Annotated in this window: 13 protein-coding genes; 10 read left to right on the top strand and 3 right to left on the bottom strand. The window is 56.2% G+C overall.

Translation table 11 applies throughout. The features are described from left to right. The first annotated feature begins 93 nt into the window (after positions 1–93). On the top strand, positions 94–1,314 hold the full coding sequence (locus BM029_RS02640) for a 6-phosphofructokinase (protein WP_092432383.1): 1,221 nt from the start codon (positions 94–96) through the stop codon (positions 1,312–1,314). A gap of 53 nt (positions 1,315–1,367) precedes the next feature. Here the strand turns inward: BM029_RS02640 and BM029_RS02635 are convergent, their stop codons facing one another. Further along, complete coding sequence (locus BM029_RS02635; RefSeq protein WP_092432380.1) at positions 1,368–2,396, bottom strand: class I fructose-bisphosphate aldolase; 1,029 nt, start codon at positions 2,394–2,396, stop codon at positions 1,368–1,370. 260 nt (positions 2,397–2,656) lie between these two features. On the opposite strand from BM029_RS02635, the gene BM029_RS02630 reads away from it, so the two are divergent. Next, positions 2,657–2,830 (top strand): glycine zipper 2TM domain-containing protein, encoded by a 174-nt coding sequence (locus tag BM029_RS02630; protein WP_371329078.1) that lies wholly within the window; start codon positions 2,657–2,659, stop codon positions 2,828–2,830. A 105-nt stretch (positions 2,831–2,935) separates the two neighbouring features. Here the strand turns inward: BM029_RS02630 and BM029_RS02625 are convergent, their stop codons facing one another. Together BM029_RS02625 and BM029_RS02620 are read right to left on the bottom strand one after the other, a co-directional pair. After that, entirely contained in the window at positions 2,936–3,604 is a 669-nt protein-coding gene (locus BM029_RS02625) for a Crp/Fnr family transcriptional regulator (RefSeq protein ID WP_244544873.1), read from the bottom strand. Positions 3,605–3,838: 234 nt separating this feature from the next. Continuing rightward, positions 3,839–4,558: a Crp/Fnr family transcriptional regulator gene (locus BM029_RS02620; protein WP_092432373.1), complete on the bottom strand. Its 720-nt coding sequence runs from the start codon at positions 4,556–4,558 to the stop codon at positions 3,839–3,841. A gap of 214 nt (positions 4,559–4,772) precedes the next feature. On the opposite strand from BM029_RS02620, the gene BM029_RS02615 reads away from it, so the two are divergent. The 8 genes from BM029_RS02615 (at position 4,773) to BM029_RS02575 (ending at position 15,202) form a co-directional block, all read left to right on the top strand. Then, positions 4,773–6,431 carry a C13 family peptidase gene (locus BM029_RS02615; protein WP_092432370.1) on the top strand — a complete coding sequence of 553 codons (1,659 nt, stop codon included), beginning with the start codon at positions 4,773–4,775 and terminating at the stop codon, positions 6,429–6,431. An 878-nt stretch (positions 6,432–7,309) separates the two neighbouring features. Further along, positions 7,310–9,454 (top strand): catalase/peroxidase HPI, encoded by a 2,145-nt coding sequence (gene katG, locus BM029_RS02610; RefSeq protein WP_092432367.1) that lies wholly within the window; start codon positions 7,310–7,312, stop codon positions 9,452–9,454. An 846-nt stretch (positions 9,455–10,300) separates the two neighbouring features. Beyond that, positions 10,301–11,251, top strand: a complete 951-nt coding sequence (locus BM029_RS02600) for a chromate resistance protein ChrB domain-containing protein (protein WP_092432363.1) — start codon at positions 10,301–10,303, stop codon at positions 11,249–11,251. Between the two features lie 2 nt (positions 11,252–11,253). Continuing rightward, entirely contained in the window at positions 11,254–12,417 is a 1,164-nt protein-coding gene (locus BM029_RS02595; protein WP_092432361.1) for a chromate transporter, read from the top strand. 142 nt (positions 12,418–12,559) lie between these two features. Continuing rightward, positions 12,560–13,180 carry a superoxide dismutase gene (locus tag BM029_RS02590; RefSeq protein WP_170850963.1) on the top strand — a complete coding sequence of 207 codons (621 nt, stop codon included), beginning with the start codon at positions 12,560–12,562 and terminating at the stop codon, positions 13,178–13,180. 30 nt (positions 13,181–13,210) lie between these two features. Beyond that, the gene (locus BM029_RS02585) at positions 13,211–13,663 is read left to right on the top strand and encodes a chromate resistance protein ChrB domain-containing protein (protein WP_092432356.1); all 453 of its coding nucleotides are present in this window, start codon (positions 13,211–13,213) and stop codon (positions 13,661–13,663) included. 86 nt (positions 13,664–13,749) lie between these two features. Next, complete coding sequence (locus BM029_RS02580) at positions 13,750–14,025, top strand: metal/formaldehyde-sensitive transcriptional repressor (protein WP_092432353.1); 276 nt, start codon at positions 13,750–13,752, stop codon at positions 14,023–14,025. Positions 14,026–14,083: 58 nt separating this feature from the next. Then, the gene (locus BM029_RS02575; RefSeq protein ID WP_092432352.1) at positions 14,084–15,202 is read left to right on the top strand and encodes a nickel/cobalt efflux protein RcnA; all 1,119 of its coding nucleotides are present in this window, start codon (positions 14,084–14,086) and stop codon (positions 15,200–15,202) included. Positions 15,203–15,225 lie beyond the last annotated feature (23 nt).

Here is a 15,225-nt window from a genome sequence, read left to right as displayed (position 1 = left end):
AAATAAGGCGGTTAGCCCGCGCCTGCGCGATGGAGGTAGAATCGGAGCGTGGCAGCTCCGTTCAACCAGTGTGAGTGTTCAAGGAGAATGCAAATGCAATCCAGAAGAATCCTTATCGCGCAAGGCGGTGGCCCTACCGCTGTAATCAACCAGTCGCTGGTGGGTGTGGTCCTGGCAGCACGCGGCATATCCGATGTCGAGCTGGTGTATGGTGCTCGGAATGGCGTGCGCGGGATAGTCAACGAAGACTTTCTCGACCTCGGCCAGGAAACCAGCAGCAACCTGATGCTGGTGGCGAACACGCCATCTTCCGCGCTGGGATCGACACGCGACAAACCTGACCTTAAATATTGCCAGGAAATTATCCAGGTGCTGCAAGCGCACCAGATCAATCATTTTTTCTACATAGGCGGCAACGATTCATCCGACACCTTGCGCATTCTCAGCCTGGAGGCGGAAAAACTAGCCTTCCCCTTACGCTGTATCCATATCCCCAAAACCATCGACAACGATCTGGTCAGCAACGATCACACGCCAGGCTTTCCATCGGCGGCACGCTTCGTAGCCCAGGCATTTGCCGGCGCCAACCTCGATAATGCCTCGCTGCCCGGCGTCTACGTCGGTGTGGTGATGGGACGGCACGCCGGCTTTTTGACGGCAGCGTCAGCGCTAGGCAGAAAATTTCCCGATGACGGACCGCACCTGATTTATCTGCCGGAGCGTGTTTTTGTACTGGAGAAATTCCTGGCCGATGTGAAACAAGCTTACCAACGCTTCGGTCGTTGCGTGATCGCCGTTTCCGAAGGTATACACGATGCATCGGGCACGCCTATCGCCAGCTTGCTAGCGAAAACAGTGGAGCGCGACGCCCACGGCAACGTCCAGCTATCCGGCAACGGCGCCCTGGCAGATTTGCTATGCGAAGAGATTAAATCGAAATTGAATATCAAGCGCGTCCGCGGCGATACGTTCGGCTATCTGCAACGTTCGTTCATGGGATGCGTATCCGATGTGGACCAGCGGGAAGCGCGCGAGGTCGGTGAAAAGGCGCTGCAGTTTGCGGTGCACAAAGGCCGCAACGGCACGGTCGCCATCAAGCGTAACGGCGCTTACTCGGTAGACTACGAATTGCTGGATCTGGATGTGGTGGCTGGTAAAACCAGGGTCATGGAAGATGAACTGATCGCCGCCAGCGGCACCGACGTCACCGATGCTTTCCGGCTCTACCTGCAACCCTTGCTGGGGTCGGGCATGCCAGACGGCTTCCGCCTGCGCGCCCATCCGGTCGCCAAGATACGGAATACCTCTGGCTGACCGGCATCCGCTCTTATCCGCTATTGAGCGTGGTTCAGCTCTCGATTCAGATCTTATGAGGACAGATTCTCCTCCATGGCGCTCTCGTACCTGCCGAGATGCGCCAGGCCGTTCAACTGGCAACGATGGAAGAAGATTTTTTGCGCTTCCGCCACGTTCTGCTCCAACCCTTTCCAAGCCGTCAATACCGGTGCCTGCAGCGCCCGCCCGTAAGAAAAACTCACCGGCCACGGGTGCGAGCCGAATTTGTTCATTGCGTTCAAATGGGCAGTCGCATCTTGTGCACTTTGCCCCCCCGACAAAAAGACAATGCCCGGCACGGCTGCCGGCACATAGCGTGTCAGGCAACGCATGGTAGCCTCGGCAACTTGCTGCACATCGGCTTGCTGCGGGCACTTCATACCGGCGATGACCATGTTGGGCTTGAGCAGCATGCCCTCGAACGCAACCCGCTGCGCATCCAGCTCGGCAAAGACCATTTCCAGCACCTGTGAGGTCACCGCCTCGCAGCGCTGGATGCTGTGGGAACCATCCATCAGCACTTCCGGTTCAACGATAGGCACAATACCGACTTCCTGGCACAGCGCTGCGTAGCGCGCCAGCGCGTGGGCATTGGCCTGGATGGCTGACGCGCTCGGAATATCGCTTTCATAAATCTCGATCACGCCACGCCATTTGGCAAACCTGGCGCCCAGCTGTTGATACTCCTGAAGGCGTTCGCGCAAGCCGTCCAGTCCTTCCGTGATTTTTTCACCCACATGCAGTGCCAGCGGCTTGGCGCCGCCATCCACCTTGATCCCCGGGATGATGCCGCGGCGCGTCAGCAGCTCGGCAAAAGGCGTTCCATCGGCACTGCTCTGGCGCAGCGTTTCATCGTACAGGATGACGCCACCGATATAAGGCTCCACACCCTCGGTAGTGAACAGGATTTCGCGATAGCGACGGCGGTTCTCTTCTGTGCATTCGAGTTTGATTGCATCGAACCGTTTCTTGATGGTCGGCCCGCTTTCGTCCGCGGCCAGGATACCCTTTTGTTGCGCAACGATGGCGCTAGCCACCGATTTTAGCTCGTCGATATTCATAGCTGGTTACTCCCAGTGATGACTGCAGACTGCGAAAAGGACTCCAGAACATGCTGCCACGAATGCACCGGGAAGGCAACCGCTGCCAAGCCCGGCACGTAACTGAATGCAAGCTTAAGTGCGCCACCGCACCGACCAGGTACAGTTTTAAGATTACTTTCGAATCAGGGTGTAGGCATTTCCCTATAACTCGATATTTCACAAAGAGGTATTCCATGAAAACGAACCAAAAACTTTCAGTCGGCGCAATGACTCTGATCATGGCGCTCGGCTTGAGCGCATGTGACGGCATGTCCCGACGTGGCACAGACACGGCAATCGGCGCCGGCATAGGCGCCGTCGGCGGTGCTGTATTGACCAACGGTAGCGCCCTTGGCACCGTCGGCGGCGCAGCAGTTGGCGGCGTCATCGGTAACCAGGCTGGAAAACGTTGATTGTGTGGCAGGGCCGACGCGCTTACTCCTGACAAAATTGTCGGCGTCTTGCTATAAAAATAGCAGGCCGCGGCCCACTTCTATACAAGCTTCCGTACGCGCCAACTACAGCAACGCTGCGTAGGCCTCGCGCTCGACTGCATAACACCCGCATGCAGCAGCCTCCAGTCCCGGCCGGTCAAGTACCTTGAGGTTGCCGCGCCGATACTCTATAAGCCCGTCACGTTGCAAGGCGCTGGCGGCGGCAGTGATGCCCTCGCGGCGTACACCTAGCATCGTAGCCAGAAATTCATGGGTAACCCGGAAGTGGTCGGAATGTGCACGATCCTGGCTCATCAGGAGCCAGCGCGCCAATCGCGGTCCGATCAAATGAAAACGCAGGCACGCCGCCGAGGTGATCATTTGCGCCATGCGTACATACAGATAATTGTGCATACCGCGTAGCAAAGCCGGGCTGCACGCCAGTTCGCTGCGGAAAGCGCTGACACTTATGCGCTGTACAGTGCCAGGATTTTGCACCACTGCATGCACCGGCGCGATGGCCACACCCAACACCACCTGTCCTCCCAACATGCCTTCCCGTCCCACCATGCCAACCTCCACACCGGGGCTGCCATCGATCAAAGCCATCAATGAAATCGATGCATCAATAGGAAAATAGACGTGGCGGATCGGCTTGCCGGGTTCGCACAATATGTCACCCGGCTCCAGCGCAATCAACTCGCTGACAGCAAGCAGGCGCAACCGCTCCTTGCGCGGAAGCAGTTCGATCAAATGATTCTCGACGGTGCCCAAACCAGTTCTCCGGTATATTGCCGGCCCACCACCTTAATTTGCAGGGGGCCGGAGCGAGATGAAGATCGCGTTATTGGCAAATACAATGTCGGGTAGTAATAGTAGTTTGCGGCAGACATTAGTGCCTGACTGTCTGTTAGCACACATAGGGGAATTTAATTGATGCGCCAGACGTAGAACAGCCGAGGGGACGATCTCGATCTCGATCTCGATTCAGATTGCCAATTTATCAGGAAGCAACCGGTCGCACTCCCTCTTGACCACTGCATAACATTCACACGTACGCTTCTCCAGCCCCGCCCTGTCTAATACCGTAATGTGTCCGCGCACATAGCGAATCAATCCAGCCTCCTGCAAACTTCCCGCGGCTTCGGTAACGCCTTCGCGACGTACATCGAGCATGTTGGCGATCAATTCCTGCGTCATCACCAGATCGTTGCCCTGCAACCTATCCAGGCTTAACAGCAGCCAACGGCACAGCTGCTGATCCAGCGAATGGTGCCGGTTGCACACCGCCGTCTGCGACATCTGCGTGATCAAAGCCTGGGTGTAGCGCAACAGCAGGTGCAGCACCGGGCCGGCGCGGTTGAACTCTTCTTTCATCACCCGTGCTCGCAGCCGAAAACCCTGGCCGGCGCTTTGCACCACCGCCCGGCTGGGGGTGGATTCGCCCCCCATGAACAGGGAAACACCGACGATGCCCTCGTTGCCCACTACGGCGATCTCGGCCGAGGCTCCGTCTTCCAGCAGATACAGCAGCGAAACGATGGACGTGGTCGGGAAATAGACATAATTCAGCGTACTACCCGATTCGTACAGTACCTGGCCGAGCGGCATTTCGACAGCTTCCAGCTGCGGTAGCCAACGTTGCCATTCAGCGTCCGGAAGCGCGGCGAGCAAATGGTTTTCCCTGGGATCTGGAGGCTTATCCATGATGAAACTCCAAGGCTGGTTTGGCTATTGGGAGTGACGCTGGCGACGCTGGAAACGTGTTTTGAGTATAAACCCGAAATACGCTCGCTTGTTCGATAGCGCACAGAGCAACAGCCCCCTCCAACTTTAGATTTTATGCAAAAAGACAACACTCCATGTTAAATTGCCACTCTACAACTTGCGGCAATCAAAAATCTTGGAAGCGGGAAAATATATGCATGAAAACAAAACTATAAAAGGCAATCGCGGCCGCAGCCTCATGGCCGCAAGCGCGATAGCTACATGCGTATTTTTCTCGGGACTGATGATCGCCGCCGCTGCAACGCCACCTGCCCCGGGCACAATTACGCCAGACGGTGGTCAATATTATGGCCAGCTCGCAGACGGCAAGATGCAAGGCCATGGAAAAATCGAATGGGCTAGCGGCGCCAGCTACGAAGGCGGTTTTGACAAAGGACTGTTTTCTGGAAGAGGAAAATATCGTTCAGAGACAGGCTACCTCTATGACGGCGAATTCAAGCTTGGAACGTACGCTGGCAAAGGTCAAATCAAGTATCAGGACGGACGCACATATGCCGGTGAATTCGCCAACGGGCAATATCAAGGCAAGGGGCGATTCGAAGTAAAAGATGAAGAATTCTACGAGGGTGAATTCGACAAAGGAGAATTCACCGGGTACGGCATCTACCAGGTTCACAAAGGTTCTCGCTATGTCGGCGCTTTCAAGAAATGGCGCCCGCAAGGCGGTGGCCGGCTTACCGATGCAAACGGCAATATTTATGAAGGCATTTTTGCCGATGGCAGGCTGGCTGGAAAAGCGCACTACATCGGCAAGGACGGCAGCAGCTATGTGGGCGAGTTCAAAAACTGGAAATACCACGGACAAGGGATTTACCGGAACGCCAAAGGCGATCGGTACACAGGAAATTTTGCCTACGGCATGTATGAGGGTAAAGGCGTCCTTACTTACGCTTCACCACAAAAAGATGGCCGCACCGAGGACCGCGGCACCTGGAGCTACGGCGTCCTGGACGACAAGAACACCGAAGCGCAAACCAGGCTGAATATAGAAACCGCCTTATACAATCAACGCACCCTGCTCGACAAGGAATTGGAGGCAATTGCGCCGCATGAACCGGGCAAGATCAATATGTACCTGCTGGCCGTCGCCGGCGACGGTTCGCAAGAAGTATTTCACCGCGAGACAGATTTTGTCCGCAAACAATTCGACCGTGATTTTGGCACCCGGGGACGTTCCGTAGTGCTGGTGAACAGCCGCAATACGGTAGCGCAGGCGCCGATGGCGACGGTGACCAGCATCCGCGAAAGCCTGAACGCCATCGCCAGCCGGATGGACAAGGAAAACGACATCTTGTTTCTGTTCCTCACCAGCCACGGATCGCGGGATCATGAATTGAGTCTGGCCCAGAATGGCATGGAGCTGCGCAATCTTGAAGCAAAGGAGCTAGGGAAACTGCTGTCCGAGTCAGGCATACGCTGGAAGGTGGTTGTAGTCTCAGCCTGCTACGCCGGCGGTTTCATTGCGCCGTTAAAGGACGAACACACCATGGTGATTACCGCCGCACGCCAGGACAGGACCTCCTTCGGATGTTCCGACGACAATGATTTTACCTATTTCGGCAAAGCTTTTTTCCAAAAATCATTGCCTGGCAGCGCATCCTTTAGCGATGCTTTCGACAAAGCCAAGGCTCTGGTCACGACCTGGGAAAACGATGACATCACGGCCGCCGGAAAATCCGGCGAAGTGGTCCATTCGGAACCACAGATATATCACACTGCCCTGATTGATCAGTATTTGAAAAAATGGCGGGCGCAGGTAACAACCACAACGCCGACAGGGAATGGAAGGTAGCGGAAAATCTCCATCCCGACGGAGCGTAATTGTTCCGTAATGGACCCGTAATTATCTATTGATCGTCTATTAACGGACGATCATGACGGTAGTAAACCGACCTTTAATTAACGCGTATTGCAAGGACTCTGGCGCATGGAAACATTTGTTTGCTTTGCCTCATGGCTTTTCAGGCATTTGATTTTTAGTTTCATTTTCTTTTGGTTCGGATACTGGGTTATCAAAATTGCGACATTTGGCCGCTGCCCACGTACCATCAATCCCAAAAGAGCCGAGTGCGCTGATTACGAGTTTGTATCCGCGCTCGGATTACTGACCGCATTCGGTATGGTGGTACTAGCCGTAAAAATCTGGTCATAGTCGAATAGCTGCAAACAGAGACGACTAGATCGTAGAGGGAACCCCAACTTCGCTTTGAATCTATTTCTGCTGATGAGGTCACTACGCCTGAGCAGACGGGGCGCATTACACTTAATCTGGTTGTAGCCGGAGGCGATCAGGCGCAGATGGTCGAATGACTTGAGCTATCTCGGTCTAAGCCGAGCTAGCGATTGTATATAGCTATTGATTTAATGAAAATAATTAATTTCAGATATCACTGAATTGCAATTACTATAAATATGCTATTTGAGAATCAGGCGATGCCTCATGAAAAATAGTTCACTTCCCGGGCGCTATATCGGGCTGCCAGCTCTATCTCCAGCGACCATCGCGGTGGCGGTCATTGTCTTGGCAGCGGTCCAAGTATTGCAGCAGCTCCCGCTCGGGATAAGGGCGCTGCAATAGGCGATAATCAAAGTTTACACACTGTTGGCCCGAACGACTTGGTTAAAGAGATGCTGTAGTCACCTAACCCACCCACGACAAAGGAGATCCCCATGTCAACTGAAGCCAAATGTCCTTTCCATCACGCCGGCGGCGGCACAACGAACAAAGAGTGGTGGCCGAATCAGCTACGCACCGATTTGCTGAACCAGCATTCCAATAAGTCCAACCCGTTGGGCGAACAGTTTAACTACGCTGAAGAATTCAAGAAACTTGACTACAAGGCGCTCAAGGCAGATCTGATCAAACTCATGACCGACAGCCAGGACTGGTGGCCGGCCGATTTTGGTCACTATGGTCCGCAGTTCATCCGCATGGCCTGGCATTCGGCCGGTACCTATCGCACCCTCGACGGTCGAGGCGGCGGCGGTCGTGGACAACAGCGTTTCGCACCGCTCAATTCGTGGCCGGACAACGTCAATATTGATAAATCGCGCCGCCTGTTGTGGCCGATCAAGCAAAAATATGGCCAGAAAATCTCCTGGGCCGACCTTTTCATCCTGACCGGTAATGTGGCGCTGGAGTCCATGGGCTTCCGCACCTTCGGTTTCGCTGGCGGCCGTGAAGATGTGTGGGAACCGGACCTGGACGTGAACTGGGGCGCCGAGACCACTTGGCTGAGGACCGACAAGCGTTTCCATGGTGACCGCGAACTGGACGACAACCTTGCGGCCACCCACATGGGCCTGATCTACGTGAACCCGGAAGGCCCGAACGCCAGCGGCGACTACATGGCTGCGGCCAAGGACATTCGCGCCACCTTTAGCCGCATGGCCATGGACGACGAGGAGATCGTTGCCTTGATCGCCGGCGGCCACACCTTCGGCAAAGCGCACGGCGCCGCGCCAGAATCGCACAAGGGCCCCGAACCGGAAGGCGCGGGCATCGAAGCCCAGGGCCTGGGCTGGAACAGCAACTTTGGCAGCGGCCACGGCAAAGACACCGTGTCCAGCGGCCTGGAAGTGACCTGGACCAAAACTCCGGCATTGTGGAGTAACAACTTCTTCGAAAACCTGTTCAAGTACGACTGGGAGCTCACCCAGTCGCCGGCTGGAGCCAAACAGTGGGTGGCCAAGAATGCCGAGGACATCATTCCCGACGCGCATGTGCAAGGTAAGTTCCACAAGCCCACCATGCTGACCACCGACCTGACGCTGCGCTTCGACCCGGAGTTCGGAAAGATATCCAAGCGCTTCCATGAGGATCCGCAAGCCTTTGCAGAAGCTTTTGCGCGCGCCTGGTATAAGCTGACCCACCGTGACATGGGCCCAAAGGCACGTTACCTCGGCCCCGAAGTGCCGAAGGAAGACATGATCTGGCAGGACCCATTGCCGGCTGCAACGCACCAGCCATCACCGGCCGACATTGCCGATATCAAGGCCAAGATCGCAGCCTCTGGTCTATCGGTAGCCGAGTTGGTGTCGGTGGCCTGGGCTTCCGCCTCCACCTTCCGTGGCGGTGACAAACGCGGCGGCGCCAATGGCGCACGCCTGGCTCTGGCCCCTCAGAAGGACTGGGAAGTCAACGCGACGGCAGTGAGTGTTTTGCCAAAGCTGGTCGACATCCAGAAGGCTTCGGGCAAGGCCTCGCTGGCTGACGTGATTGTGCTCGCCGGCGGCGTTGGTGTTGAACAGGCGGCCAAGGCGGGCGGGATCTCGATCGAGGTGCCCTTCGCACCGGGCCGCACCGACGCCAAACAGGAACAGACGGATGTCGAAGCCTTTGCCGTGCTGGAGCCACTCGCCGACGGTTTCCGCAACTACAACAAGGGCAAGTCCAGTGCGGCGACCGAAGCATTGCTGGTCGACCGGGCCCAGCTGCTGACGCTGACTGCACCGGAGCTCACCGCGCTGGTCGGTGGCCTGCGGGTACTCGGCGCCAACTTTGATCGTAGTAAGCACGGTGTGTTCACCGACAAGGTCGGCGTACTCAGCAATGACTTCTTCGTCAATCTTCTGGACATGGACCTGGAGTGGAAAGCCGTGGACAGCGAGGCCGAATTGTTCGAAGGACGCGACCGCAAGACCGGCGCGGTCAAGTACACAGGCACGCGCAACGATCTGATCTTCGGTTCCAACTCGGTGCTGAGGGCTTATGCCGAGGTCTATGCGGCTGTGGATACCAAGGAGAAGTTCGCCAAGGACTTCGTCGCGGCTTGGGTCAAGGTCATGAACGCGGACCGCTTCGATCTCGCGTAATGCCGACTGCCAGGGGCCTTGTCTGGTTCAAGGATAGACAGGGCCTGCTGCTCCAGCGTCGCCAGTGCGTGGCGACGCTGGTCTTTCAACAAATAATGCGGCCAATTTGTTTCAGACCTCGCCCCGATCGGGGCAGTAACAACAACCCTGTCAAGACGCAGAAAATCGATCTGTACCTGGCGCACCGGGACGTTGTCTTCCCTGAGATACGCGACCGCGACACCGCTCAAGTGTGTGACAACGCGCTTAGCCATCCTCGGTTAAAAAGGATAAAAGCCGCCCGTCGAGTCTCGCCAAAGCGGGCGCTCAACATGTTACTTCCGTCGTTCCGAAGCGCTGGCGTTGCATATATCAACCTCTAAGCGTTTGCCAGCGAAACAATAGCCGTGCCCAATACTCAACCCGCGGCACCGATGTGCCGGCTGAGTCACGAGCCTAGCTAACTCGGCCCGGCCGACGCGGCAGGCATGACCGCAGCAAGCGGATCGACTGGCTGCGCTGCCAGCGTACGATATGCCGCCCTTGCTGTGGCGGAAGCCGGCCGGCGAGCTTCGATTCATTCGACACTGTAGGCCAAGGTTGCGGGTCACCTGAACCGGTATCTCTTCATATGCGTCAAGCCTGGTTGGCTCTGCCCCGACAATTATTGCATCAAATTCTCTCATATCCGCAAGGCACACATCATTATCAAAAATATAAGCACATTGTTTATATACGACATAAACAATTGCCTATTTTTTGCTTAACGCGAGCGAACACGACGCTGTGAAGTAATGTCGTCAGCTGTTTTGATTTTCCACAAAAGTACACTTGTAGATATTCATACCATTGTGTAGGATTATCTACATGAATGCATATCTTTCACTTATTACCAGCCTGCCAACAGAGAACGCGACGGCGCGCATGCGCGCCTGGCGCGCACTCAAGGCTAGTGGCGCGGCCGTCTTGCGCGACGGCGTTTATTTGATGCCAGAGCGCGAGACCTGCCGCAACACGCTTGAGGCCGTCGCTGCCGATGTGCTCTCTGGCGGCGGCACCGCCTTTGTCCTGCGCGTTGAAGAACCCGATGGCGCTAATTTTGTTGGACTATTCGACCGCAGCGAGGACTACGCGGCATTGCTGGCGGACACCGCCAAGGTACGGGAAACACTCACCGCCGACACCGTGCTGGAAACGCTAAAGCAAATTCGCAAGCTGCGTAAATCCTTTGCCGGCCTTGCCGATATCGACTTTTTCCCCGGTGAAGCCCAACGGCAAACCGACGCAACCCTCCAAGAGCTGGAGCTGACAGCAGCCCGCGTGCTGGCGCCGGATGAACCTCATCCAGTCCATGGAACCATCTCCCTTCTGTCATTGCAGCAATACCAGGGACGCACCTGGGCAACGCGGCGGCGCCCCTGGGTGGATCGGCTGGCCTGCGCCTGGCTGATCCGTCGCTTTATTGATCCACAAGCGCGGCTATTGTGGCTGGCATCTCCGAGTGATTGCCCCGCCGACGCCTTGGGCTTTGACTTCGACGGCGCGACCTTCAGCCATGTAGGAAGCCGTGTCAGTTTCGAGGTACTGCTGGCGAGTTTTGGCTTTGAGCAAGCGGCGCTCAAGCGTCTTGGCGCGCTGGTGCATTACCTTGATGTTGGTGGTGTGCAGCCGCCGGAGTCGGTAGGAATTGAAAGCGTCCTCGCCGGCCTGCGCGAAGCTATCACCGATGACGACCAACTTCTGGCGACAGCCAGCAACGTGTTCGACGGGCTGCTGACCGCCTTTCAACAAGAAGCCACGCCGCAACAGGAATCGTAATCATGGAACAAACAAGCAAACCGACTTACACCTTGTGGCAACTGATCCTGTACTTCCTGCGCCTGGGTACGTTTGGCTTTGGCGGGCCGGTCGCACTGGTTGGCTATATGCATCGCGACCTGGTCGAGCGCCGCGGCTGGATCAGCGAATCGGATTACAAAGAGGGATTGGCGCTGGCGCAGATCGCACCCGGTCCGCTGGCCGCACAGCTGGGAATCTATCTGGGATTCGTACATTTCCGGCTGCTCGGCGCGACCGTGGCGGGACTTGCTTTCGTGTTGCCATCGTTCCTGATGGTGGTCGCCCTGGGATGGGCCTACGTGGCGTTCGGCGGACTGACATGGATGCAGTCCGTTTTCTACGGCGTAGGCGCTTCCGTGATCGGTATCATGGCTATCAGCGCCCACAAACTCGCCAGCAAGAACCTGGGCCGCGATAAGCTTCTATGGGGCATTTTCTTATTGCTGGCGGCCGTGACTATCATCACACAGTCCGAAATTGCATTGCTGTTCATCGGCGCCGGCGTGCTGGTTTGGGTGATCCGCTGCAAGCCTAAGTTCGGCACATCGAGCCTGGCTGTGCTACTGCCGACACAGTTACCGAACATCGCTCTCGCATCGGCGACGGATGCCAACACTCTGATTCAGATCGCGCTTTTTTTCACCAAGGCCGGCGCCTTCGTGTTTGGCTCGGGCCTGGCCATCGTGCCATTTCTCTATGGCGGCATCGTCACCGAGCATCACTGGCTTACCGAAAAACAATTTGTCGATGCCGTAGCCGTCGCCATGATTACGCCGGGGCCCGTGGTGATTACCACCGGCTTCATTGGCTACTTGATTAGCGGCCTGCCAGGTGCCGTCGTGGCCGCCGTAGGAACCTTTGTTCCCTGCTACCTGGCGACCGTCATCGCTGCGCCGTACTTCAAGAAATACGGCAAGCTGCCAGCGCTGATCGCCTTCGTCGATGGCATTACAGCGACAGCCATCGGCGCCATCGCCGGGTCGGTGGTAGTGATTGCGCAGAGGTCAATCATCGATATTCCCACCGCACTGTTGGCGCTGACGACTGCTGCACTGCTATGGAAATTCAAGAAACTGCCTGAACCAGTCATCGTGATTGGCGCGGCTCTGATCGGGATCGTGGGGTACCCCTTGTTACATCACTGACCTGACACCACCAGGAGTTATCCCAATGAGAGAACATCCCGATCTTCAACGCCGATCCATGCTGTGCACAGCCGCCGCGACCGTAGCCGCGCTGGGTACGGCAAAAGCTGCCAGCACCTCACCTATTGTGGAGAAAGCCATCATGCCCATGCTACCTGCCTTTGAAAGCCAGACAACGCTAAGACCGCTTGCGTTTGATCCTGCCAAACTAAGCGGCCTGTCGGAACGCCTGATCCGTTCTCATTGGGAAAACAATTACGGTGGCTCGGTCAAGGCATTGGGTGTGGTCAAGAAACATCTCACTGAGGCATTAGCCAACAAGGACACGCCGCCCTATATCTACAATGCGCTGAAGCGCGAGCATCTGCTACGTACAGGCTCGGTAGTGTTCCACGAATACTACTTCGACAACCTGGGCGGCAGCGGCCAAGCCGGCGCGCCGGAGCGCAAGGTGATTGCCGATGCATTCGGCAGCTTCGATACCTGGGAAACCGAATTCCGCCGTATCGGCGCTGGCCTGGGCGGCGATTCAGGCTGGGTTGTGCTCGGCTTCAATACGCATACTCGCCTGCTGGAAAATTACTGGCTTGCCGATCATGCCCACGGCCCGGCGGCGACTTTGCCGCTCCTGGTGATGGACATGTACGAACATTCTTACCAGATGGACTACGGCGCAGCGGCGGCCAAATACATCGACGCCTTTTTCAAGAACATCCAGTGGGATGCAGTGGCGAGCCGGATTGCTGCAGTGTCAAAAGCATAGGTGTGACATTTGAAATGAAGGAGAAACATCATGAAATGGATTACCCGCGAGCGTCCAAAGATCGACCGCATCGCCTGTCCGTGGCTGGTGGCACGCTTTATCGATCAGCAAGCCGAATTTCTCTATGTTCCTCCTGGCGACGTGTTGCGCGTTGCCCGTGAAACCGGCGCGATTCCGTACGACATACCGGATGTGGAGCTGACCCATGACGGCGAATTATGCAGCTTCGATGCGTTCCTGAAAAAATATAACCTTGAAGATCCTGCGTTGAGCCAGCTTGCGCTTATTGTGCGTGGCGCCGATACGTCGAGGTTGAATCTGACCCCACAGTCGGCGGGGCTATATGCCCTTTCGCTGGGACTGTCGCAGAACTTCAGCAATGACCAGGAGATGCTAAAACATGGCATGGTAATGTATGACGCGTTCTACGCATGGTGCAAGCGCTGCCAAAATGAGACACATAACTGGCCGCCGAAAATGTAACCCATCGCCTTCCCTGCGGTCAATATAGTTTACAACCCTGACGCCCAAATATAGTATACCCCCCTATATTATTTATTGAGGCGACCATGGGTCATACCGTCAAAGACAAGCAAAAGCTCTTGAATCGCGTGCGCCGCATTCGCGGCCAGGTCGACGCCATTGAGCGCGCACTGGAAGAAGAAAAAGGCTGCATGGATGTGCTGCAGCAAATCACCAGCTGTCGCGGCGCCATGAATGGTTTGCTGGCCGTGGTGCTGGAAGACCATATCCGTACTCACCTGGTTGACGCCGAGCATGACCATGATGGGCATGGCGATGCTCGCGAGCAACTGATCGATGTGGTCAAAAGCTACTTCAAATAAGCGCCTGGTGCGTCTCGCTTCAATACTCCGCAATCGCAATATTCTTTAGGTTTGTCCCATGACTGAATTTTCCACCCTGCTACAGCAAGGCGCGTCCAACGCCTGGCTTTTCATTCCCAGTGCAATCTTGCTGGGCGCCTTACATGGCCTCGAACCCGGCCACTCCAAGACCATGATGGCGGCTTTCATTGTCGCGATACGTGGGACGATGACACAAGCTGTACTGCTCGGCTTGTCGGCCACGCTTTCTCATACTGCCGTGGTGTGGGCTGTGGCATTGGTTGGTTTGTACTTCGGCAGGCAATGGAACGCCGAGGCAAGTGAACCGTATTTTCAGGTGGCCTCTGCCGTCTTGATCATCGGCGTCGCGGCGTGGATGATGTGGCGCACCTGGCGGCAGCAACATCTTGCCGATCATGACCACGACCATGATCACGGACATGACGAAACCAGGCGCATCGACACAGGTCACGGCGTCGTGCGCCTGGATATCTTCGAAGACGGTGTTCCGCCGCGTTTTCAGCTGTTCAACGACAGCAAACATGGTCACGTCTGGACAGCCGATCAGATACGAATCGAGACTGAACGACCGGACGGCAGCAGTCAGTTATTTACCTTTGTACAGCGCAGCGGTTTTGTCGAGTCGCAGCAAGAGATTCCCGAGCCGCATGAATTCGTCGCCCGGCTGCGCCTGGGGCACGAGCATCACAGCCATGATTATGATGTGGAATACGCTGAACACAACCACCATCATCACGCGATTAAGGACTATGAAGGATTGGACGTGGCGGCACCGGGATATCAGGATCCGCACGAGCTGGCCCACGCCAACGACATCCGCCGCCGCTTCGCCAATCGCGAGGTGACGACTGGACAAATCATCATGTTTGGCCTCACCGGCGGACTGATTCCTTGCCCAGCTTCAATTACGGTGCTGCTGCTATGCCTGCAGCTGAAAAAAATCGCGCTCGGCGCCACACTGGTCTTGTGTTTCAGCATTGGCCTGGCGCTGACCATGGTACTGTCGGGTGCGCTGGCAGCCTTGAGCGTCAAACACGTTTCCAAACGTTGGAGCGGATTCGGTGAATTTGCGCGGAAAGCGCCCTATTTTTCGGGGGCATTGATCTTGTTGGTTGGCATCTATGTAGGGTATCAAGGCTTGCACGCATTAATTTGATTTGTTTGTTCAGGCGTTGTGCG

This window comes from Collimonas sp. OK607 (genome assembly GCF_900111995.1).
Classification (GTDB): Bacteria; Pseudomonadota; Gammaproteobacteria; order Burkholderiales; family Burkholderiaceae_D; genus Collimonas.
Note: the sequence above shows the minus strand (reverse complement) of the source record. Positions and strands in the feature narration are given on the sequence as shown.